Genomic DNA, 21,955 nt, shown 5'->3' with positions numbered 1-21,955 from the left:
CGCCTCAGGGCTGCGGCAGCCGCAGCATGCCGGCGGCGGGCAGGTCGTGTTCGCCGAAGCGCCGCGCCTCCGAGGCGTAGTTGAAGACGAAGCGTTCGGTCCCGGTATCGCGGATGCGCAGCCCTTCCGGAAGGTCCAGCACGTCGAGCCCCTGGCCGCGAGCCAGCGCGCCCAGGATCCGCCGCATCCCGATCCGGTCGGCCCAGCCGCAGAGATGCGCGCGATTGCCCTGCCGGATCAGGGCGGGCGTTCCGTCCTCCACCCGCTCGACGATCTCGGCCTCGGTCTCGTGATGCTCCAGCCAGAGCGTCAGCACGCCGCCGCCCCGAAGCGGGCGCGGCCGGTCGGGCGGGAAGGTCTCGACCATGGTGCAGCGCGTCGGCAGGCCGGGCAGGTCCGGGCCCAGCCCCTCGGGCACCGACAGCTCCGGCGTCTTGAGATCCGTGCGCGGGCCCGTCACCACCAGCCCCTCGGCGCGCGTGATGGCGCCGCGCAAGGGCTCCTCCAGCGTCAGTAGGGCGGGCACGAGAACCATCGCGTAACCCGACAGGTCGCTTGTGTCCGGCGGCAGGATGTCGATCGACAGGCCCAGCTCGCGCAGCGCGCGGTAGATGGTGAAGGCCAGCCCGAAATGGTCGAAGCCCGCGCCCTGCGGCTGCACCTCCCAGGCCCATTGCGAGGCGTAGTCGAAGATCAGCGCGACCGGCGCCTTCGCCGCCACCACGTCGGGCGCCTGCGCGATCTCGGCGGCGACCTGCGCGGCCTCCGCCAGCCCCGGCGCGTCGCTGCCATCGGGGCGCAGAAGCCCCGCATGCTGCTGCTCCTGCGCCTGGCCGAATTGCCGCCATCGGAACCAGCAGACCGCCTCCGCCCCGTGGGCGAAGGCCTCCCAGGACCACAGCCGCACCATGCCGGGCAGGGGCGCGGGGTTCCACGGCGCCCAGTTCACGGGCCCGGGCTGCTGCTCCATCACCCACCAGCGCCCCTGCCCGACCGCGCGGTAGAGATCGTGGTGGAAGGCCTGGAAATCGGGGTCGCCCTGGCAGAGATAGGCGTCGCGCTCGGCTTGCGGCACGCGGTCGAGCAGGAAGCCCAGCGGATAGCTGTCCCAGGTCGCGATCTCCATGTCGCGCGCCAGCGCGAAGTGATCGAATTCCAGGACCCGGCCCATGTAATTATGCGAGATCGGCGCGTTGGAATGGCCCCGGATCGCCGCCACCTGCGCCCGGTTCCAGCGCAGCACCTGGTCGGAGGAAAAGCGCCGGAAGGCCAGTGCATGGGCCGGGTTCGGCTCGGTCACGGTCATGTTGGGCAGCTCGATCTCGTCGAAATCGCGGTAGCCCATCGACCAGAAGATATTGCCCCAGGCCGCGTTCAGCGCATCGATCCCGCCGTAGCGGGCGCGCAGCCAGTCGCGGAAGGCATCGCGCGCGGCGTCCGACCAGCTGAGTACGGTGTCGTGGCAGCCGTATTCATTGTCGGTCTGCCAGGCGGCCACGCGGTCGCCGTAGCGCCGCGCCATCAGCCCCGCCATATGCGCCGCATCCTCGCGGTAGCCGGCATGGCTGAAGCAATAATGCCGGCGCGAGCCGAACTTGCGCGGCCGGCCCCGGTCGTCCCGCGCCAGCATGTCGGGATGGCGGTCCAGCATCCAGCGCGGCGGGGTGGCCGAGGGGGTGCCCATCACGACCGACAGTCCCGCGCCCGTGAGAACGTCGACGGCCCGGTCCAGCCAGTCCCAGCGATAATCGCCGGGCGCGGGCTCCAGCAGGCCCCAGGCGAATTCGCCGATCCGTACCCAGGTCAGGCCCAGATCGCGCATCCGCGCGGCGTCCTCGGACCAGCGCGCCTCGGGCCAATGCTCGGGATAGTAGCAGACGCCGAGCGAGCGCTTCACGGGACGACGCGCCGCTCGCGAATGCCCGCGACCGGCATCCGCGCGGCCCAGGTCTTGCCGCCGCCCGGCTGGTGGTCGAGCAGCCCGTCCTCAAGCCCCTGCGTGGCCGAGGTGACGAACATGGTCCGCAGGTCCGGGCCGCCGAAGGCCGGGCAGGTCGTGTGGGCCGAGGCGACGCCGAGCGCGACCTTGAAGCGTCCGTCGGGCCCGTGGCAGGCGACGCGCCACGCGCCCCATTGCGCGATCCAGACATTGCCCTGCGCGTCGCAGACCGCCCCGTCCGGCGCCAGCCCGACGCCCGAGAAATCGACGAACACCTCGCGCCGGCCCGAGGGCCAGCCCGCGCGGTCGACGGCCTGTTTCCAGACGATCCCGGTCGCGGTGTCCGCGTAATAGGCGGTCTCGCCCCCAGGGCTGAAGCAGATCGCGTTCGGGATCGTCACATCGGGCACCACGCGCCGCACCTCGCCGCGGAAGTAGCGATAGATCGCGCCTGCGCGGGGCTCGGCCTCGCGGCCCATCGTGCCGATCCAGAACCCGCCCACCGGATCGGCGCGCCCGTCATTCGACCGGGTGTAGAGGTTCTCGGCCTCCAGAGACACGATGGGCTCGCGCGCGCCGGTCTCGATATCGAAGCACAGAAGCGCCGAGGCCGAGGCCACCATCAGCGTGTCCCGGTCGATCCAGCCCGCCGCCGAGACCGGCTCGTCGAATTGCCATTCGAGCGGGGCGTCGCCTTCGCGGCTGAGCATCTTCCCTTCGGTGATGTCGAACCAGAAGAGCTGTTCGCGCTCGGGATGCCAGAGCGGCCCTTCGCCCAGCGCGCAGACCCGGTCGTCATAGACCCGCACATCCGTCGTCACGCCAGAACCCCCTTGCCCGCGGCCGCGTCGAAGGCCGCGACCACGCGCCGGGCGCGGCGGGCGATCTCCTCTACCGCCATCCCGGGCGTGTAGAGCGCGGTGCCCAGCCCGAACCCGTCCGCGCCCGCCTCAAGCCATTCGCTGAAATTCTCCGGCCCTGCGCCGCCCACGGCATAGACCTGCGCGCCCGGCGGCAGGATCGCCCGCATCGCCTTCAGCCCGCCGGGCCCCGCCATGGACCCGGGGAAGAGCTTCAGCCCGGTGGCCCCGGCCTTCAGCGCGACGAAGGCCTCGGTCGGGGTGAAGATACCGGGCCAGCTGTCCAGCCCCAGCGCGCGGGTCCGGCCGATCACCTCCGCATCCGTGTTGGGCGAGACGATCAGCCGGCCGCCCGCCTCGGCCACCGCCTCGACCTCGGCCGCGCTCAGGACCGTGCCCGCGCCGATCGTCGCCGCGCCGCCATGCGCGTCGATCATCGCGGCGATCGAGCGCAGCGGCTCGGGCGAGTTCAGCGGCACCTCGATCGTGGTGATGCCGGCCGCGATCAGCGCGGCGCAGGCGGGGACGGCGTCGTCGGGGGTGATCCCCCGCAGGATGGCGATCAACGGACGGGTCATGAGGCCTCCTTGGCGGCGGTCAGCCCGGCGAGGGTCGTCGCCTCGGCGGGCAGGACGCGCGGTTGCAATCCCTGCGCCCGGAGCGCGGTCTCGTAGGCGCGGGCGAGGGCGTCCGCGCCGCAGATCACCACGTCGCGGCCCAGCCACCACGGCTTGGTGGCCGCCAGCTCCGCCCCGATCAAGAGCCCCGAGAGGATCGACCGCGCGGTGGCGGCCGGCTGCCCGAGGAGAAGGTCCGCGGCGCGCAACTCAAACAGACGGCCCAGCGCGCGTTCTGGCCGCGACAGCGCGTCCGAGACGGCCTCGGCGAAGGCGGCCGCGTCCCAATCCTCGCCGCCCAGCGAATGGCGCAGGACCGATTGCCGGCCCAGCAGCGCGAAGAGCTCGCCCGTCATGGCCGTGCGGAAGCTGACGATCTCGCCCGCGCTCAGATGCGCCCATTTCGTGTGCGTGCCGGGCAGGCAGGCGACGCCGTCGAATTCGGGCGACGCGCGCAGGATGCCCGCGATCTGCACCTCCTCGCCGCGCATCACGTCCGGGTGCGGCGCGGTCTGGCTGACGCCGGGCACGATCCGCAGCCGCAGCCGGGGATCCCGGGTGTCGACGGCGACGGCGCGGTCCAGCGGCGGCGCGCAGGGGACCGTGGCATAGGGCGCCTCGGCCCAGCCCTGCCGCGAGCCCACCATGCCGCAGGCCACGACCTCGGTCGGCCCGTCGAGCCAGTCCTCCACCAGCGCCATCAGCGCCGGCTCGAACCCGTCGCGGGCGAGCCCGCCCATGCCGTCGCCGCTGCGGCGCGTCTCGACGGCGCGTTCGCCGGCCATGCGCGTGGCGCGCAGCGAGGTCGTGCCCCAATCGACGGCGATCCAGTCGCTCATCCCGACACGACGACCCCGCCATCCACGGCCATCGTCTGCCCGGTCATCATCCGGCTGGCATCGGAGGCGAGAAACAGCGTCGGGTTGACGATGTCGGCGGGGGTCAGGTGCTCCTTCAGGCATTGCCGGTCGAGATGCGCCTGCAGCGCCTCGGGCGAGGCCCATTTGTCGAGCTGCTTCTCGGTCAGCACCCAGCCGGGGGCGAGCGCGTTGACGCGGATTCCGTCTGGCCCGAACTCGCGCGCGAGCGACCGGGTCAGGCCGGTGATCCCGGCATTGGCGGCGGTGTAGATCGCGTAGCCGGCATTCCCCATCATGTAGGAGATCGAGCTGAAATTGACGATATGACCGGGCAGGCCCGCGTCCCGGAGCGCGCGGATCATGTGCTGGCAGGCGAATAGATAGGCCTTGAGATTGATGTCGATGGCCCAGCGCCAGAATGCCTCGTCCACATCCAGCGTGTCGTGGCGCTGGTCGTTCGCGGCGTTGTTCACCAGCCGCGTGATCGGGCCATGCGTCTGCGCCGCTTTGTCCATCGCGGCGAAGAGCGACGCGTTATCGGTGACGTCGCCCTGCAGGAAGAGCGGGCGGTTGCCGGTGTCCTGCGCCATCCTGTCCACGAAGGCCGCGGCGTCGGAGCGGCCGATGAAGGCCACGCGCGCGCCTTGGCGCAGGAAGCCCTCGGTCAGGGCCGCCCCGATGCCGGAGCCGCCGCCGGTGATGAAGACGGAGGCGCCGTCGAGGTCGGGATAGCGGGCGGTGGTCATGGCGTGTCGTTCCGATCCTTGTGCTGGGCGGGGCGAGGGGCGCTGCCCCTCGCGCGCCCCGAGGTATTTGCGGCCGGAGGAAGCGGGGTCATTTGACGGCGCCCAGGGTCAGCCCGGCGATGAAATGGCGCTGCATCAGGAAGAACATCAGCACCGGCGGCAGCGCGGCGACGATGCTGCCCGCGCTCATCAGGTGGTAGGCCGCGCGGTATTGCGCGTTGAAGCTGGTGATGCCCGCGGTGACCGGCTGGCTGTCGGGGCCCTGCGTGAGCACGATGGCCCAGAAATAGTCGTTCCAGATGAAGGTGAAGATCAGCACCGCCAGCGCCGCGATCGCGGGCTTCATCAGCGGCAGCACGACGTACCAGAAGATACGCCATTCGGCGACGCCCTCGACCCGCGCCGCCTCGATCAGCGGGAAGGGCAGGGCGCGGATGAAGTTGCGCATGAAGAGCGTGCAGAACCCGGTCTGGAAGGCGATGTGGAACAGCACCAGCCCGGTCTTGGTGTCGTAAAGGTTCATGTCGATGGTCAGGTCGCGCACCGGCACCATCAGGATCTGGAAGGGCACGAAATTGCCCGCGATGAACATGAAGAAGATCAGCAGGTTGCCGTTGAAGCGGTAGATGCCCAGCGCGAAGCCCGTCATGCAGCTGAGCGCGATGGTGCCGATCACCGTGGGGATGGTGATCAGCAGCGAGTTGAACAGGTAGCGCGGCATGTCGCTCTCGAAGAAGACGCGGCCGTAATTCTCGAGGAACCGGATGTCGCCCGGGATGCCCCAGTAATTGCCTTGCGTGAAATCGCTGTCGGGCTTGATCGAGAACAGCATCACCGCGATCAGCGGCAGAAGCCACATGATCAGGGCCAGCGGCAGGAGCGCCTGATAGGTGATCTGCCAGCTGCGCGAAGTCTTCTGGATCGGCGTCGGGAACATGGCTCTAGCCCTCCGGTCGCGCGGATTTCGGCAGTCCGGCCACCACCGTGTCGTAGGAGACGCGCAGACGGTGGGCGGCCTCGGTCGGGTCGGTGCTGGCATAGGGCAGCCGCACCCAGGAGCGGTGGAAATACTTGGCCCGCGTGGCCGCGCCCGCCTCGATCAGCATCGACGCCGTCTCGACATCGGGCGTCTTCACCGAGACGCCGTCGCCGTCTTCCTGCTGGCCGAAACAGGCGAACATCTTGCCGCCGACCTTCCAGGAGACCAGCTCCGGCGGTTCGGCCGGCGTCGCGCCGGGCAGCGCAGCGCAGATCGCGTCCACATCCTCGCGCCGGATCATCGCGCCGTCCCTCCCTGCGCGCGGGTCATCGCCGTTCCTTCCTGCGCGCGGGTCATCGCGCGACCCGCTCGTCGCGCCACATCGACCACAGGAAATAGGCGATGAAGCACAGCATGATCAGGAACAGGACCACCGCGATCGACGCGCCGTAGCCCATGCGGAAGCCGAACTCGGCCAGCGCCTTCTCGAACATGTAAAAACTCAGCACCCGCGTCTGACCGAACGGGCCGCCATTGGTCATGATCGAGATCAGATCGAAGCTGCGCAGCGCGCCGATGATGGTGACCACGAAGGCGATGAAGGTCGCCGGGCGCAGCTGCGGGACGATCACGTACCAGAGCATCTTCCAGCCCTTCGCCCCGTCCAGCCGCGCGGCCTCCACCTGCTCGGGATCCACGGCGTTCAGGCCGGTAAGGTAGAGGATCATGCAATAGGCCGTCTGCGGCCAGAGCCCCGCGGCAATGATCCCGTAGGTCGCGAGGTCGGGATCGCCGAGGATGTTCACCGGCCCCAGCCCAAAGAGGGCGAGGCCCGCGTTCAGAAGCCCTTCCTTCGGCAGGTAGAACCAGGAAAACACCAGCCCCACGACGACCTGGCTAATGACGAAGGGAAAGAAGAACAGCGATTTGTAAAGCCGGATGCCCACCACCGTCTGGTTCAGGAACAGCGCGATCCCGAGGCCCATCGGGATGGCCAGAAGGTAGAGGAACAGCCAGCGCATGTTGTTCCACAGGCTGATCTCGAAGGCGCGGTCGGTCATCAGCTCGCGGTAATTGCCCAGCCCGATGAAGGTGCCGGTCTCGGACAGCTCGCCCAGCCCGTCCCAGCGGTAGAGGCTGACCTGGAAGGACTGGAAGATCGGCAGGATGACGTAGGTCGCGAAGAACAGCAGGCCGGGCAGCAGGAACAGCCAGGGCGTCACCTTGATCTCGTTGCGCCGGTACCAGCCCCGCGTCTCGCGCGGGGGGTGCGTATCGGGGACGACGGGGGCGACGGCCATTGAGCTCTCCTGTCGGCTGCGTCCGGCGCATGCGGATGGCGCGGGCCATTCGGATGGGTCGGGGGACCCCGCCCGGCGGGCGGGGTCCGGTTGTCGGGTCAGTTGGCGTAGATGCGCTCGCGGGCCTGCTCCAGCCGCTGGAGGATGTCCTCGAGATTGTCGGGGAACACCATGAACTCCTGCAGGCCTTCCATGCCCAGCGCCGCCATCTCGGCCGGGAAGTCCCGGTCGAAGAATTGCGCCACGCCGCCCGAGGAATTCTCCGACAGCATGGTGAAGCCCTGGTTCAGGAACTCGTCGTCATCGACCGAGGAGTTCGCGTTCACCGGAAGCTGGCCCAGCGCGTCGCCCGCGTTGATCTGGGTCTGCACATCCGCCGAGACGACGTATTTCAGGAATGCGCGCGCGGCCTCCTTGTTCTGCGCGCCGGCGGCGACGTGGAACGTGTCGGTCGGCGCATCCTCGGCCAGTTCGACATCCGGGTTGATGGCCGGGAACTGGTAGAAGTCGATCTGATCGTCCGACAGCCCGGCTTCCCGCATCGGGGCCACCGCGAAATTGCCCATCAGGTAGGCGGTGGCGTCGCCGTTGACCATGAAGGGCAGCGCCTCCTGCCAAGAGTAGTTCTGGTGGTCGTCGATATAGGCGCCCATGTCGATGAGCTCGCGCCAGTTGGCGAAGGTCTGGCGGACACGGTCGTCGGTCCAGGGCACCTCGCCCCGGGCCAGCGCCATGTGGAAGTCGAAGCCGTTGGTGCGCATGTTGAGATAGTCGAACCAGCCGCCGGCGGTCCAAAGGAACTTGGTCCCGATCGTGTAGCACTTGCGCCCGGAATCGAGGATGGCCTGGCAGTTGGCCAGCTCCTGCTCCCAGGTCGCGGGCTCCTCCAGCCCCAGCTCGTTGAAGATGTCCTCGCGGTAATACACGCCCCATTGGTAGTAGGTGTAGGGGATGCCGTATTGCTTGCCGTCGAGCGTCAGCGCGCCCTTCACCGAGTCGAGGCCCTCGATATCGGCCCAGATATCCGAGACGTCCTCCAGCAGGCCCGCGTTCACGTAGGGCATCATGCGGTTGGCGGCGTACCAGTTGATCACGTCGGGCGGGTTCGCCGACAGCACGTTGCGGATCTGGCTCTTCCAGGCCTCGCGGTCGATGATCTCCAGCTCGACCTCGAGGTTCTCGTGCATCGCGTCGAAATCGGCGGCGAGCTTCTCCATCACGGCGCGGGGGGCCGGGTTGGACATATCCGAGATGATGCGCAGCGTGCCTTCCAGCGCGGGCGCATGCGCGTCGGCCATCGCGGTTCCGGTCAGCATCGTGGTGGCGGCGAGCGCCGTCAGTATGGATCGCATGATATCCTCCCAGATTGCGTCCAAGCGGTTCCAATATTCGGAACGCGGTTTCTTATGTTGAAAACCGTGCGACGATCCGCCTAGGCTGTCAACCGGGAAGGGAGGCGCCGGCGTGAACATGCAGCGCGACGAGGCAGGGCAGGACGGCACGGTCGGCAAGGCGCTGGGCGTGCTCGACCGCGTGGCGGGTTTCGGCCGTCCGGTGCGCTTCGCCGAGCTTCTGGAAGGCTCGGACCTGCCCAAGGCCACGCTCTACCGGCTGCTGCAGACGCTGCTCCGGCAGGACATGCTGACCCTCGACCCCGAGACGGGCCGCTATGCGCCGGGCATCCGGCTGGTGCGCCTGGCCCATGCGGCCTGGTCGCAAAGCTCGCTTGCGCCCATCGCGCGGCCGCATCTCGACCGGCTGGCGCATGAGGTCGGGCAGACCGTCCACCTCGCGCAGCTCGACGGGGCGCAGGTTCTCTATGTCGACAAGCGCGGGCCGGCGGCGGCGGTGCGGATGTATTCCGAGGCCGGCAAGGTCGGGCCGGCCTATTGCACCGGCGTCGGCAAGGCGATGCTGGCCTTCCTGCCCGAGCCCGAGCTGGAGGCCGCCCTGGCCCGGCAGGCCTGGCATCGTTTCACGCCCGCCACGATCACCGATCCGGCGGCGATGCGCGACGAGCTGGCCGCGATCCGCGCCGCCGGCCACGCCTTCGACCGCGAGGAGCATGAGCCCGGCATCACCTGCCTCGCCATGCCGATCCTGGCGCCGTCGGGGCGCGTGCTGGGCGCGGTCTCGATCACAGGCGCGGGTCTGGGCGTCGAGGCTCTGATGCAGCATCGTGGGGCGCAGGCGCGGGCCGTCGCCGATATCTCGGGGGATCTGCGCGACTGGCGCTTCCCCGATCAGGGGGAGAGTTGACCATGTCAGGCGTGACCTTGCGCGAGGTGATCAAGCGCTACGGCGAGACGCAGGTGATCCACAGGGTGGACCTGGACATCTCGGAAGGCGAGTTCTGCGTCTTCGTCGGGCCCTCGGGCTGCGGCAAGTCCACGCTTCTGCGGATGATCGCGGGGCTGGAGGAGACGACGGAAGGCGCCATCCGCATCGGCGCGCGAGACGTCACCCGCGAGGATCCGGCGCAGCGCGGCGTGGCGATGGTGTTCCAGACCTACGCGCTCTACCCGCACATGACCGTCGAGGAGAACATGGGCTTCGGGCTGAAGATGACCGGCCACCCGAAAGCGCGGATCCGCGAGAAGGTCGCCGAGGCCAGCCGGGTGCTGAAGCTCGACGATTATCTCAAGCGCAAGCCCGCCGCGCTGTCGGGCGGGCAGCGCCAGCGCGTGGCGATCGGGCGCGCCATCGTGCGCGGCCCGGAGGTGTTCCTCTTCGACGAGCCGCTGTCCAACCTCGACGCCGAGCTGCGGGTCGAGATGCGGGTCGAGATCGCGCGCCTCCACAAGGAGATCGGCGCGACGATGATCTACGTCACGCACGACCAGGTCGAGGCGATGACCATGGCCGACAAGATCGTCGTGCTGCGCAGCGGCCGGGTCGAGCAGGTGGGCGCGCCGCTCGATCTCTACCGCGACCCCGACAACCGCTTCGTGGCGGGCTTCATCGGCTCGCCGGCGATGAACTTCCTGCCGGGCCGGGTGGCGGGCGGCGCCGTCGAGCTGCCCGCGCTCGGCCTGACGCTGGCCCCGCCGGTGACGCTGCCCCCCGACGGCACGGCCGTGACGGTGGGCCTGCGCCCCGAGCATCTGCAACTGGGCGCGGGCGACGCGCTGGAGGTCGACCTGACCGAGGCGCTGGGCGGGGTGAGCTATGCCTATCTGACGGCGGGCACGGGCGAGAAGCTGATCGTCGAGGAGCGCGGCGACATCCGCTCGACCGAGGGCGACCGGGTGGGCGTCACCATTGACCCCGTGCGGGTGATGGTCTTCGACGCTGAGAGCGAAGCCCGGATCCGGTAGCGGAAGCGGGTCAGAAGCGGCGGGTGAAGCCCAGGTTGACGCGAATATAGCTCAGCTCGGCGCTGACCGTCCCGGTCGGGCCCGAGCCGTCCAGCTCCTCCTCGCCGAGATTGATGTACTGAACCTGGCCGCGCAGGTTCCAGGTCTCGCGGAACGGGTATTCCACGCCGCCGCCGACGACGATGCCGACCTTGGTGCCGTCGGTGGCGCAGGGCTCCGCGTCGCAGGCAAACTCGTCGGCGCGGATCTCGACCTGCCCGACGGCGAGCCCGGCGGTGGCGAAGGGCAGCAGCCCGTTGTCGAGTGCGATGCCGATGCGCCCGCGCAGGGTCACTAGGGTCGACAGCTCGCTGCTGCAGGGACCGAGACCGCTGCAGATCGGGGCCGGCGCCGTCGCGCTGCCCTCGAAGGAGCCGACGGACAGATCGGCCTCGTATCCCCAGACGCGGTTGCCGGTCTGCCAGTTGTGCCCGTAGACCGCGCCGATCATGCCGCCGGAGGCATCGATCTCGGTCTTCGAGGTCGCGAGGAAGTCTTGCTTGTAGGCGCTGGACCCGGCCCCGAAGCTCAGCTCGCCGCCCCAGTAACGCCCCGCCCAATCCTGCGCGCTCGCCGCGCCGGCCAGAAGCAGCATGGGCAGCGCCGTGAGCGATTTCCGGAAATGGGTCATCGGGGTCTCCGCGGGGTCATCAATAACTAACGGATCGTTAACAGGCTTCGCCGTGGCGCGATACGACCGGCGGCGATGCACGCCGCGCGGGTGTTTCTTGTTGCCCCGGGGTCACGCCGCGATACCGGCCGCGCGGACCCGCACCGCGTGCCTTCGCTGTTGACGGACGGCCCCCGGCCCGCGTTCACTCCGCCCCGTGAGCCGGGGAGGGCGCATGGGAGGGATCATCGCGATCGCGCGGGGGCTCGGGGCCGTGAATGCCGGTGCGCTGGCCGTCGGCCGCTGGGTCGGCATCGCCTGCATGGCGGTGATGGTGGTGTTCATCCTGATCCAGGTCTTCTGGCGCTACGTGCTGTCGAACCCGCTGCCCTGGCCCGAGGAGGCGGCGCGCTTCCTGATGCTCTGGCTGATGGTCGTGGCCCCGACGGCCCTCCGCCGCGGCGGCTTCGTCGCGATCGACATGATCCAGCTCGCCCTGCCGCGCCTCGTGGGCGGGCTGCTGACGCTGACGCTCCTGGCGCTGTCGCTCCTGGTTCTGGTCGTGGCGGTGCAGCTCGGATGGGCCGAGGTCACGGGCTTCTCGGGCCGCTTCAAGACCTCGTCGCTCTATTACCCGACCGGCGACGGGTGGGAGAAGATGCCCCGCAGCTGGATGATGGCCTCGCTGGTCGTGGGCCTCGCGATGATGGTCTCGGTCACGGTCGAGCTCATCCTGCGGCAGGTCGCGATCCTCGGCGGCGCGGGCGAGCGGCTGCCCGCGATCCCGATGGCCGATCCGCTCTCGGCAGGAGCGGAGTAAATGCTCGTCTGGTTCCTGCCGCTCTTCCTGCTGCTGCTGATGATCGGCTTGCCGGTCTTCTTCGCGCTGCTGGCCGCGCCGGGCGTGATGCTGTGGCTGACCGGCGACGCCAAGGATCTCGTCCTGCTCTATCGCAACACCTACAACGGGATGGACAGCTTCCCGCTGATGGCGATCCCGTTCTTCATGCTCGCGGGCGAGATGATGAATCGCGGCGGCATCACCATGCGCCTGGTCGAGTTCAGCCAGGCCTGCGTCGGCCATTTCCGCGCGGGGCTCGCGCAGGTCAACATTCTCAGCTCGATGCTCTTCGCAGGGCTCTCGGGCTCGGCGGTGGCCGACACCTCGGCGCTGGGCTCGATGCTGATCCCGGCGATGGAGCGCGAGGGCTACACCCGCAAATTCGCCGCCGCCGTCACCGCGGCGAGCTCGGTGATCGGCCCGATCATCCCGCCCTCGGGCATCATGATCATCTACGCCTACGTGATGGAGGAATCGGTCGCGGCGCTGTTCCTCGCCGGCATCGTGCCGGGCGTGCTGGTGGGCATCGGCCTGATGACGGTGACCAACGTGATGGCGCGGCGGTCGGACACGTTTCCCGCGCTCAAGCGCCGCGCGACCTGGCCCGAGAAGGGGCGCGCCTCGCTCAAGGCATTCTTCCCGCTGCTGACGCCGATCATCATCCTCGGCGGTATCCTCGGCGGGGCCTTCACGCCGACCGAGGCCAGCGCCGTCGCCGTGGCCTACGCCACGGTCGTCTCGCTCTTCGTACTGCGCGAGATGACGTGGCGCGACGTGCCCGACGTGCTGCTGCGCGCGGCGCTGACCTCCTCGGTGGTGCTTCTGCTGGTGGGCGCGGCGATGGCGTTCAAGACGGTGGTCAGCCTCAGCCACGCGCCCGAGGCGCTGGCCGCGATGATCCTGTCGCTCTCGGACAATCCGCTGGTGCTCCTGCTGCTGATCAATCTGCTTCTCTTCATCGTCGGCATGTTCCTCGATGCCGGGCCCGCGATCATCATCCTGGGCCCGATCCTTGGGCCGATCTTCACCGATCTGGGCGTCGACCCGGTGCATTTCGCGATCATCATGTCGGTCAACCTGACCGTGGGGCTGGCCACGCCGCCTATGGGGCTGGTGCTCTTCGTGGCCTCGTCGGTCTCGGGCGAACGCGTCGAATCCATCGCCCGCGCAATCCTGCCGTTCCTCGCCGTCGAGGTGCTCGTGATCGGGCTGATCACCTACGTGCCGGCCATTTCGCTGGCGGTGCCACGCTTCTTCGGCTTTCTTTGACCCATAACGACACCAGGGAGGAAAACATGAAACTGACATCGATCCTGACGGGCGCCGCGCTCGCCGCGAGCCTCGTGCTGCCGCAGATCGCGGCGGCCGACGCCCACGCGATCAATCTGCGCGCCACGGCGAACTCGAACGAGAACGACGAGGATTACGACGGCCTCGTGGTGTTCAAGAACTATGTCGAGGCGGCGTCGAACGGCGCGGTCACCGTCGAGCTCTTCATCGGCACGCAGCTCTGCTCGAACGGGGCGGAGTGCCTGCAGGGCGTGGCCGACGGCTCGATCGACATCTTCGTGACGACCTCGGGCGGCGCCTCGGGCATCTTCCCCTACGTGCAGATCTTCGACCTGCCCTACCTGATGTCCGACGACCGCATCGCCGAGGAGGTGCTGACCAACACCGCGCTGGTCGGCCAGATGCGCGAGAAGGCGCTCGAGGACTCCGGCGGCGCGATCCGTATCATGACCATCGGCAACACTGGCGGATGGCGCAACTTCGCCAACACGCAGCGCCGGGTCGAGACGCCCGAGGATCTGGCCGGGCTCAAGATCCGCACCGTGGTCGCCGACCTGCCGCAGGAGCTGGTCCGCGCGCTGGGCGCCTCGCCCACGCCGATCCCGTGGCCCGAGCTGTTCACCTCGTTCCAGACCGGCGTGGTCGAAGGCTCGAAGAACGGCATCACCGATATCATGGGCATGAAGTTCCCGGATGCGGGGCTGCAATACCTGACGCTGGACGGGCATGCCTACATGGCGGCTATCTGGGTGATGAACAACGAGAAGTTCCAGGCGATGTCGCCCGAGCTGCAGCGCGTCGTGGTCGACGGCTTCGCCGCGCTCCAGCAGGCGACCTTCGCCAGCCCCAAGCGCAAGTCGATCCAGGCCTACGAGGATTTCGTGGCCGGGGGCGGCGATCTCTACGTGCCCTCGCCCGAGCAGAAGGCGATGTTCCAGGAGGCCGCGACGCCGGTCTATGACTGGTTCGGCGAGAATGTCGACGGCGGCGCCGAGATGCTGGAGAACTTCCGCGCCGCCATCGCCGAGGCCGAGGCCAACGTGAACGCCCGGCGCGAGATGGACATGCAGTAAACCGGCATCCTTTGGGACCGCCGGGGCGGCCTTCGGGCCGCCCCTTTTCCGTACGGTGTCAGCCCGACGCATCCCGCGCCAGCAGCCGGCCCAGCAGCAGCCAGGCCAGCGTCAGCGGCCCGATCCGGCCCAGGAACATCAGCACCATCAGCACCGAGCGGCCCGGCCCGGCGGCGGCGTCGGTGACCCCGGCGCTCAGCCCCACGGTGCCGAAGGCCGAGGCCGCTTCGAACAGCGTGTCGAGATAAGGCAGCCCCGTCTCGCGCTGCAGGACGAGCGCGGCGCCGGCCACCAGCCCGGTCGTCGCCAGCGCCAGGATCGCGACGCGGCGCGTCCCGCGCGGCGTCAGCCGGATCGCGGCGGCCGCATGGTCGCCCTGGCGGCGCAGCGCCGCCCAGCCGGCGGCGACCAGCAGCGCGGCGGTTGCGATCTTCAGTCCGCCGCCGGTGGAGTCGACACCCGCGCCGACCAGCATCAGAAGGATGGTCACTCCTTCGGCCCCGGGCCCGTAGCCCGACGCCCCCACCGCATCGAAGCCCGCCGTGCGCGGCGTCAGCGCCTGGAACAGCGCGAGACCCGGCCGCGCGGCGGGCGGATGGGCGCCCAGCGTGGCCGGGTTGCCCCATTCCAGCGCCGCGATGGCGGCCCAGCCCAGCAGCGCAAGCACCAGCGTCCCGGCCAGCACGACGCGGCTGTGCAGCTTGGGCGCGCGGCGTCGGCGCAGCCATTTCCAGAGGTCGTCCAGCACCAGGAATCCCAGCCCGCCCAGCACGAACAGCGCCGCCGTCACGGCCAGCACGAGCGCGGGCTGGTCGCGCATCGATCCCGCGAAGGGCGTGAATCCCGCGTTGCAGAAGGCCGAGCCCGCGAGGAACAGCGCCCGCCCGACCCCGCCTGCCAGCCCGTGCGCCGGGACCAGTTCGACCGCGGCGATGGCGGCGCCCGCCCCCTGCGCCAGCGCCGCGAAGATCATAACCCGCAGCGCCGCGCGCGCGAGATGGTCGCGCAGGCTGAATTCCAGATCCGCGCGCAGCAATTCGCCCGCCCGGTCCGGGCCGCCCCCGACCATCCGCAGCGCCAGGACGATCACCGTCATCAGGCCCAGCCCGCCCAGCTGGATCAGCCCCAGTTGCAGCGCCTGCCCGGCGGGCGTCAGCGCGCTGTGCAGCGGCACGGTCGACAGCCCCGTCACCGTCACGGCCGAAACGGCGGTGAAGGCGGCATCCGCCCAGCTCAGTCCGCCTGCCCAGCCCGACCGGAAGCCCCAGGCCCCCAGCGCCATCGCCAGGGCGTAGAGCACCGCCAGCGCCAGCGGCGGCCAAAGCGTCGTCTCGGGCCCGACCGGGCGTCCAAGCCAGCGGGCCAGCGGAATGGGTTCGGGATCGGGCAAACGGGGGCGGGCCTCAGCGGAACGGGTACATCCAGACCTTGTAATCTTCGACCAACGCCAGCGCGTGGTCGATCTGTTCCCGCGTCATCTTGCGCACGACCTCCTCCTGGCTGATCGCCGCATCCGGGTCGCCGCCGATGGCCGATAGCACGTACCACATATAGGCGCGGACGAGGTCGGGAGCGGGCATGCCGATGCCCTCCTCGTAATACCAGCCGACGCCGGACTGCGCGCCGGGATGGCCCTTCATGGCCGAACGCAGATACCATTCGAAGGCGCGCACCGGGTCGCGCTCGACGCCCAAGCCCAGCGCGTAGATCACGCCGATCAGCTCCTCCGCATCGGCATTGCCCGAGCGCGCCGCGGGCCAGAGCGCGTCATAGGCGGCCTCGAATGCGCCCGCCTCCATCAGGTCGCGGGCCGCCTCGATATCGGCGCGGGCGGGGGCGGGGCGCGCAAGCAGGGTGGACACCGCCAGCAGGACGGCCAAGATCGCGGCATGTTTCATCGCATCCTCCTCGGCGTGACACTGGCCCTCGCATCTGCGACTGCCAAGGCGGAGGAGGTCGAATTCCACCCCTTCGAGGCGGATCGCGCGGCGCTGGGGCGGCTGCTCTTCTACGACCCGATCCTGTCGGGCAACCGCAACATCGCCTGTGCCACATGCCACCACCACGACACCTTCTCGGCCGACGCGCTGAGCCTCGGGATCGGCGAGGGCGGGCGCGGCATCGGGGCGAAGAGGATGGCGGGCGAGGGGGCCGACGCGATCCGCAAGCGCGTGCCGCGCCACGCGCCCGCCTTGTGGAACGTCGGCGCGACCGCGTTCACGAGCTTCTTCCACGACGGACGGGTCGCGCGCTCCGGTGCCTATGCGAGCGGCTACGACACCCCCGCCGACGACTGGCTGCCCGAGAGGCTGCCGCATCTGCTGGCGGTGCAGGCGCTGTTTCCCATGGTCGCGCAGTTCGAGATGGCGGGAAACCCGCGCGAGAACGAGGTGGCGGGCGCGATCCATGACCGCGTCGATTACGCCTGGCCGATCATCGCCAAGCGTGTGCGCGGCATTCCCGAATACGGCGCGCTGTTCACGGCGGCCTTCGACCTGCGCGGACCCGAGGCGGTGGAGATCGCCCATATCGCCATCGCGCTGGCCGATTTCATGGGCTCTGAATGGCGCTCGCTCGATGCGCCCTGGGACGACTGGCGCGCCGGGCGTGGCGAGCTGAGCCCGGCGCAGCATCGCGGCCGGGCGCTGTTCTTCGGGCGGGCGAACTGCGCGTCCTGCCACGCGGGCCCGCTCTTCACCGATCACGATTTCCACGCGCTGGCCCTGCCGCCCTTCGGCCCCGGCCGCACCCGGCCCTTCGACCCGTTGCCGCGCGATATCGGACGGATGGCGGCGACCGACGACCTGGAAGACGCCTACCGGTTCCGCACGCCGTCCTTGCGCAACGTGACGCTGACCGCGCCCTACGGGCATAACGGCGCCTACCCGACGCTGGCTGGCATCATCCGTCACCATGCCGACCCGCTGGCCGCCTTGGACGCGTGGACCCCCGACCTCGCGAAGCTGCCCGAAGCGCCCTGGCTGACGGCGACCGATTTCGTCATCCGGCAGGACCGTCGCGAGATGGCGCGCGTGCGCGCCGCCGTCGATATCGCCCCGGTCGCGCTGAGCGAGGCCGAGATCGCGGATCTCGTGGCCTTTCTCGGCGCGCTGGAGGGGCGAGAGAGCGTCAAGGGCCGCCTCGGCAAGCCCGCGGCGGTGCCCAGCGGGTTGCCCGTGGAATGACGCGGCTTCTGGTCTGCGGAATCTCGGTCATCGACTACGTCCACCGGGTCGAGGCGCTGCCCCAGGGCGCGCTCAAGCACCGCTCGACCGATTTCCGCCAGATCGGCGGCGGCTGCGCGGCCAATGCCGCCGTGGGCGCGGCGCGGCTGGGGGGCGAGGTCACGCTGGTCAGCCGGATGGGCACCGACCCCGCCGGCGACGCGCTGGCCGCGCTGCTGGCCCAGGCGGGCGTGACGCCGCTTCTGGCCCGCGGCGGGCGGACGCCGCTCAGCTCGGTCATGGTCGATCCGGCGGGCGAGCGGATGATCGTCAACTTCCCCGGGGCCGGCCTGCCCAGCGCGCCGCCGGACCTGCCCGCCTTCGACGCGGCGCTCGCCGATTGCCGCTGGCCCGAGGCGGCCGAAGCGGTGCTGCGCGCGGCCCGCGAGGGCGGCAAGCCGGCCGTGCTGGACGGCGAGCGCTATACGCCCCAGGCGCTGGCGGAACTGGCTACCCATGTCGTCTTCTCCGCCCCCGGCCTGCAGGACTTCACCGGCGAGACCGATCTCGGCGCCGCGCTGGCGCAGGCCGCGGCCCGGCTGCCGGGGCGCGTGGCCTATACCGACGGGCCGAACGGCGTCGTCTGGGCGGGCGGGCCGCACGTCCCCGCGCCCGCGGTCGAGGCCGTCGACACGCTGGGGGCGGGCGATCTTTGGCACGGGGCCTTCGCACTGGCGCTTTCCCGGGGGGAAGGGCTGGACGCCGCCTCGCGCTTCGCCAATGTTGCGGGCGCGATCAAATGCACGCGGCCCGGCGGGTGGAAGGTCTATCCCACGGCCCGCGACCTGGAGGGACAATGACCGTCACGCTCACCCCCGGCAAACAGCTGGGGCTCCGCCGCATGTCCGACGCGGCGGGCCGCTTCAAGATGACCGCCGTGGACCAGCGCCCGCCGATCAAGGGCCCCATCGCGGAGCATCACGGCGGCGAAGCGCCCTGGGCGGACGTGGCCCGCGTCAAGACGATGCTGCTGGAGGCGCTGCAACCCGCCTCGACGGCCATGCTGCTGGACCCGCATTACGCGATCCCGCACGGCATGCGCGCCTTCGATCCGCGCAAGGGCCTGATCGTGACGCTCGAGGATTCGCGCTTCACCGAAACCGGGCAGGGGCGGCTCTCGTCCGAGATCGACGACTGGTCGGTCAGCAAGATCAAGCGGATGGGCGGCGACGCGGTGAAGGTGCTGGCCTGGTACCGGCCCGATATCTCGGAGGAGGTCGCCGCCAAGCAGCGCGATTTCGTGGCCCGCACCGGCGCGGCCTGCGCGCGCTTCGACATCCCCTTCCTCTTCGAGCTGCTGGTCCACCCGGTCGAAAGCGATGCCGAGCAGACCAGCGACTATACCGAGATGGCGAGCAAGCATTCCGATCACGTCCTCGCCTCGGTCGAGGCTTTCGCGGGGGCCGATTACGGCGTCGACGTCTTCAAGTTGGAAAGCCCGGTGCCCGCCAAGGGCATCGCGGCGGGCGATCCTGGCATTCAGACCATGTTCGACGAAATGGGGCGCCTCGCGGGGCGGCCCTGGGTGATGCTGTCCGCGGGGGCGGGCAAGCCCGACTTCCGCAGCGTGCTCGAATACGCCTACGCCGCCGGTGCCTCGGGCTACCTCGCGGGCCGGGCGATCTGGCTCGACGCCTTCGACCGCTATCCCGACTGGCAGGGCATTGAGGACGGGCTTGCCCAAGACTCGGTGCCCTACATGGACGCGCTCAACGCGTTGACGGATGCGGAGGCCGCGCCGTGGCACCTGCACCCGGCCTATGGCGGCAAGGGGCTCGCCTTCAGCGATCCCAGCGCGGACTTCCGCCACGGCTACGCGGCGATCTGATGCGCGTCGGGCTGCTTCCCCTCGGCCGTCCGACCTTCGACGTCCCCTATGCGGAGGATAAGCTCGCCGCGCTGCTGACGCAGATCGACGCCTGGGCACAGGCGGGCGGGCACGAGGTGACCGGTTCCCGCACCCTGCTGATGGGCCCGGACGATGACGCGCTGGCGGCGGTTGCCGAGACCGACGCGCTCCTGATCCTGCAGGTCACCTTCACCGACGCCGCCTTCGCCACGAGCGCCGCCATGGCGCATCCCGGCCGCGTCGCGATCTGGGCTGTGCCCGAGCCGCGCGTCGGCGGGCGGCTGCGGCTCAATGCCTTCTGCGGCCTCAATCTCCTCAGCCACGCGCTGGGCCTCAACGACCGCGCCTTCGCCTGGGCCTATGGCGACACGGCCGATCTCGACGCGCTGTTCGGCGGGCCCGAGGTCGCGCCGAAGCTGGGCCGACCGGCCGAGGCCGCCCCCGTCGCGATCCCGGAGCATCTCCGCATCGCGCGCATTGGCGCCCATCCCGAGGGCTTCGGCACCTGCGCCTACGATGCCGAGGCGCTGCGCGCGCTGACCGGCGCCACCGTCACCGAACTGGAGCTGCCCGAGCTTTTCGATCGCGCCCGCGCCCTGCCCGACGCCGCCGTCGCGCCCTACCGGGCCAAGGCCGAGACCCTGGGCCGCGTGGGACTGCTGGACCGGGGCGAGCTCGACCGCTCGCTGCGGCTGGCGGGCGCCCTCGACGCGCTGAAGGTCGAGCACGGCTTCGACGCGATGGCCATCCGCTGTTGGCCCGAGACTTTCACCGAATATGGCGGCGCGGTCTGCGGCCCGGTCTCGATGCTGGGCGAGGCCCGCACGCCCTGCGCCTGCGAGGCCGATGTCTACGGCGCGGTCACGCAATCGATCCTGCAGGCCGTGGCCGACGCGCCGGTCTTTCTCGCCGACCTCGTCGACATGGACGACGAGACCGGCGTGGTCTGGCATTGCGGGCAGGCGCCGTCGTCGATGTCCGCCTCCGCCCCGGCTGCGACGGTCCACACCAACCGCAAGCAGGCGCTGCTTCTGGAATTCGCGCTGAAGCCCGGGCGGGTGACGCTGTTCCGTCTCAGCCAGGCGCGGGGCCGGCCGCAGGTGGTGATCGCCACCGGCGAGATGCTGGACCGGCCGATGGCCTATACCGGCACCTCGGGCACGCTGGCCTTCGACCGCGGCGCGGCGGCGGTGCGCGACGACGTGATGGCCAGCGGGCTCGAGCATCACATGGCGCTGGCCTATGGCGACCATGCCGAGGCGCTGCGCGGCGTCGCCGCGGGCCTCGGCGTCCCGGTGCTGGAGCTCGGCGCATGATCCGCTACGGGCTGATCGGCGGGGGCATGATGGGGCAGGAGCATATCCGCAACATCAACCTCCTGGCCGATGCCCGCGTCACCGCCGTGGCCGACCCGGACGAGGGGATGCGCCGGCTCAGCCTCGCCACGGCGGAGGCCGCGAAGGGCTACCTGACCGCCGACGACCTGATCGCCGAGGACCCCTGCGACATCTACCTCGTCGCCGCGCCCAACGACCTGCATGCCGGGCTCCTGCAGCGGCTGATGGCGACCGACAAGCCGATCCTCGTGGAAAAGCCGCTGGCCACCACCTCGGCCGATTGCCGCGACCTTCTGAACATGGCCAAGGGCCGCCGCGCGCCGATCTGGGTGGCGATGGAATATCGCTACATGCCGCCCGTGCAGCGGCTGCTGGCCGCGCTGGAGCAGGGCGCGACCGGCACGCCGCGGATGGTCTCGATCCGCGAACACCGCTTCCCGTTCCTGCCCAAGATCGATGACTGGAACCGCTTCAACGCCCGCACCGGCGGCACGCTGGTCGAGAAATGCTGCCATTTCTGGGACCTGATGCGCCTGATCGTCCGCTCCGACCCGGTGCGCGTCTATGCCAGCGCCGGCGTCGACGTGAACCACCGCGACGAGCGCTATGCCGGCGGCATCCCGGACATCGTCGACAACGCCTTCGTGGTGGTCGATTTCGCCAATGGTACGCGCGGGATGCTGGACCTGTGCATGTTCGCCGAAGGCTCGCACTGGCAGGAGCAGATCGCGGTGACCGGGCCGAACGCCCGTTGCGAGGCCTTCATCCCCGGCCCCGCGCGCTTCGCGCCCGACGGCGCCCCGCGCGAGGCCGAGTTCGTGACCTCGGTCCGCGCGCTCAAGCGCGAGACGCGCGAAATCGTCCACACGCCCGAGGAACTGCTGATCGCGGGCGACCATCACGGCTCGACCTTCTACCAGCACGAGCGCTTCCTCGACCTCGTCCGGCGCGGCGGCGGCACGCCCGAGGTCACGCTGGAAGACGGCTACTGGTCCGTCCTCGTGGGCGAGGCGGCCGAGGAGTCCGCGCGATCGGGACAGGCGATCTCGCTCATCGGAAAGGGCCCCTGACGC

The 21,955-nt window shown here is 70.1% G+C and carries 22 protein-coding genes; 10 read left to right on the top strand and 12 right to left on the bottom strand.

The window, feature by feature from the left end; genetic code table 11:
• Positions 1-4 precede the first annotated feature (4 nt).
• The 9 genes from P8627_RS06660 to P8627_RS06620 all read right to left on the bottom strand — a co-directional run bounded on the left by P8627_RS06660 (position 5) and on the right by P8627_RS06620 (position 8,654).
• The gene (locus P8627_RS06660) at positions 5-1,897 is read right to left on the bottom strand and encodes a beta-galactosidase (protein WP_279966931.1); all 1,893 of its coding nucleotides are present in this window, start codon (positions 1,895-1,897) and stop codon (positions 5-7) included.
• Entirely contained in the window at positions 1,894-2,760 is an 867-nt protein-coding gene (locus tag P8627_RS06655; RefSeq protein ID WP_279966930.1) for an SMP-30/gluconolactonase/LRE family protein, read from the bottom strand. Before P8627_RS06655 ends, P8627_RS06660 begins: the two co-directional genes overlap by 4 nt.
• Positions 2,757-3,377, bottom strand: a complete 621-nt coding sequence (locus tag P8627_RS06650) for a 2-dehydro-3-deoxy-6-phosphogalactonate aldolase (protein WP_279966929.1) — start codon at positions 3,375-3,377, stop codon at positions 2,757-2,759. The genes P8627_RS06655 and P8627_RS06650 overlap by 4 nt, the downstream gene beginning before the upstream one ends.
• Complete coding sequence (locus P8627_RS06645) at positions 3,374-4,255, bottom strand: 2-dehydro-3-deoxygalactonokinase (RefSeq protein ID WP_279966928.1); 882 nt, start codon at positions 4,253-4,255, stop codon at positions 3,374-3,376. The genes P8627_RS06650 and P8627_RS06645 overlap by 4 nt, the downstream gene beginning before the upstream one ends.
• Positions 4,252-5,022: an SDR family NAD(P)-dependent oxidoreductase gene (locus P8627_RS06640; RefSeq protein ID WP_279966927.1), complete on the bottom strand. Its 771-nt coding sequence runs from the start codon at positions 5,020-5,022 to the stop codon at positions 4,252-4,254. The genes P8627_RS06645 and P8627_RS06640 overlap by 4 nt, the downstream gene beginning before the upstream one ends.
• An 88-nt stretch (positions 5,023-5,110) precedes the next feature.
• On the bottom strand, positions 5,111-5,959 hold the full coding sequence (locus P8627_RS06635) for a carbohydrate ABC transporter permease (RefSeq protein ID WP_279966926.1): 849 nt from the start codon (positions 5,957-5,959) through the stop codon (positions 5,111-5,113).
• A 4-nt stretch (positions 5,960-5,963) separates the two neighbouring features.
• Positions 5,964-6,302 carry an MmcQ/YjbR family DNA-binding protein gene (locus P8627_RS06630; RefSeq protein ID WP_347882293.1) on the bottom strand — a complete coding sequence of 113 codons (339 nt, stop codon included), beginning with the start codon at positions 6,300-6,302 and terminating at the stop codon, positions 5,964-5,966.
• Positions 6,303-6,354: 52 nt separating this feature from the next.
• Positions 6,355-7,302: a carbohydrate ABC transporter permease gene (locus tag P8627_RS06625; protein WP_279966925.1), complete on the bottom strand. Its 948-nt coding sequence runs from the start codon at positions 7,300-7,302 to the stop codon at positions 6,355-6,357.
• Positions 7,303-7,400: 98 nt separating this feature from the next.
• A complete protein-coding gene (locus P8627_RS06620; RefSeq protein ID WP_279966924.1) occupies positions 7,401-8,654 on the bottom strand; it encodes an ABC transporter substrate-binding protein in 1,254 nt (417 codons plus the stop codon).
• A 118-nt stretch (positions 8,655-8,772) separates the two neighbouring features.
• Between P8627_RS06620 and P8627_RS06615 the strand changes: the two genes are divergently transcribed.
• Together P8627_RS06615 and P8627_RS06610 are read left to right on the top strand one after the other, a co-directional pair.
• Complete coding sequence (locus P8627_RS06615; RefSeq protein WP_279967417.1) at positions 8,773-9,561, top strand: IclR family transcriptional regulator; 789 nt, start codon at positions 8,773-8,775, stop codon at positions 9,559-9,561.
• 2 nt (positions 9,562-9,563) lie between these two features.
• Positions 9,564-10,619 (top strand): ABC transporter ATP-binding protein, encoded by a 1,056-nt coding sequence (locus P8627_RS06610; protein WP_279966923.1) that lies wholly within the window; start codon positions 9,564-9,566, stop codon positions 10,617-10,619.
• Positions 10,620-10,629: 10 nt separating this feature from the next.
• Here the strand turns inward: P8627_RS06610 and P8627_RS06605 are convergent, their stop codons facing one another.
• Positions 10,630-11,289: an outer membrane protein gene (locus tag P8627_RS06605; RefSeq protein WP_279966922.1), complete on the bottom strand. Its 660-nt coding sequence runs from the start codon at positions 11,287-11,289 to the stop codon at positions 10,630-10,632.
• Between the two features lie 214 nt (positions 11,290-11,503).
• On the opposite strand from P8627_RS06605, the gene P8627_RS06600 reads away from it, so the two are divergent.
• Genes P8627_RS06600 through P8627_RS06590 form a run of 3 tightly spaced genes read left to right on the top strand, consistent with a single transcriptional unit; the run spans position 11,504 to position 14,472 of the window.
• Entirely contained in the window at positions 11,504-12,088 is a 585-nt protein-coding gene (locus tag P8627_RS06600; protein WP_279966921.1) for a TRAP transporter small permease, read from the top strand.
• The gene (locus P8627_RS06595) at positions 12,089-13,378 is read left to right on the top strand and encodes a TRAP transporter large permease (RefSeq protein WP_279966920.1); all 1,290 of its coding nucleotides are present in this window, start codon (positions 12,089-12,091) and stop codon (positions 13,376-13,378) included.
• A gap of 26 nt (positions 13,379-13,404) precedes the next feature.
• A complete protein-coding gene (locus tag P8627_RS06590; protein WP_279966919.1) occupies positions 13,405-14,472 on the top strand; it encodes a TRAP transporter substrate-binding protein in 1,068 nt (355 codons plus the stop codon).
• Positions 14,473-14,530: 58 nt separating this feature from the next.
• On the opposite strand, the gene P8627_RS06585 is transcribed toward P8627_RS06590, so the two are convergent.
• Both P8627_RS06585 and P8627_RS06580 read right to left on the bottom strand, forming a co-directional pair.
• On the bottom strand, positions 14,531-15,862 hold the full coding sequence (locus P8627_RS06585) for a potassium transporter TrkG (RefSeq protein ID WP_279966918.1): 1,332 nt from the start codon (positions 15,860-15,862) through the stop codon (positions 14,531-14,533).
• Between the two features lie 13 nt (positions 15,863-15,875).
• Positions 15,876-16,271 carry a tetratricopeptide repeat protein gene (locus tag P8627_RS06580; RefSeq protein ID WP_407932978.1) on the bottom strand — a complete coding sequence of 132 codons (396 nt, stop codon included), beginning with the start codon at positions 16,269-16,271 and terminating at the stop codon, positions 15,876-15,878.
• A gap of 90 nt (positions 16,272-16,361) precedes the next feature.
• On the opposite strand from P8627_RS06580, the gene P8627_RS06575 reads away from it, so the two are divergent.
• The 5 genes from P8627_RS06575 to P8627_RS06555 are packed head-to-tail and all read left to right on the top strand — an operon-like array spanning position 16,362 to position 21,952.
• Positions 16,362-17,657: a cytochrome-c peroxidase gene (locus P8627_RS06575; protein ID WP_279966916.1), complete on the top strand. Its 1,296-nt coding sequence runs from the start codon at positions 16,362-16,364 to the stop codon at positions 17,655-17,657.
• A complete protein-coding gene (locus P8627_RS06570) occupies positions 17,654-18,496 on the top strand; it encodes a PfkB family carbohydrate kinase (protein WP_279966915.1) in 843 nt (280 codons plus the stop codon). The genes P8627_RS06575 and P8627_RS06570 overlap by 4 nt, the downstream gene beginning before the upstream one ends.
• A complete protein-coding gene (locus P8627_RS06565; protein WP_279966914.1) occupies positions 18,493-19,524 on the top strand; it encodes a tagatose 1,6-diphosphate aldolase in 1,032 nt (343 codons plus the stop codon). Before P8627_RS06570 ends, P8627_RS06565 begins: the two co-directional genes overlap by 4 nt.
• A complete protein-coding gene (locus tag P8627_RS06560; protein WP_279966913.1) occupies positions 19,524-20,861 on the top strand; it encodes a hypothetical protein in 1,338 nt (445 codons plus the stop codon). The genes P8627_RS06565 and P8627_RS06560 overlap by 1 nt, the downstream gene beginning before the upstream one ends.
• A complete protein-coding gene (locus tag P8627_RS06555; RefSeq protein ID WP_279966911.1) occupies positions 20,858-21,952 on the top strand; it encodes a Gfo/Idh/MocA family protein in 1,095 nt (364 codons plus the stop codon). The genes P8627_RS06560 and P8627_RS06555 overlap by 4 nt, the downstream gene beginning before the upstream one ends.
• Positions 21,953-21,955: the final 3 nt, after the last annotated feature.

Source organism: Jannaschia sp. GRR-S6-38, assembly GCF_029853695.1.
GTDB lineage: Bacteria > Pseudomonadota > Alphaproteobacteria > Rhodobacterales > Rhodobacteraceae > Jannaschia > Jannaschia ovalis.
This window is presented reverse-complemented; position numbering and strand designations above follow the sequence as displayed.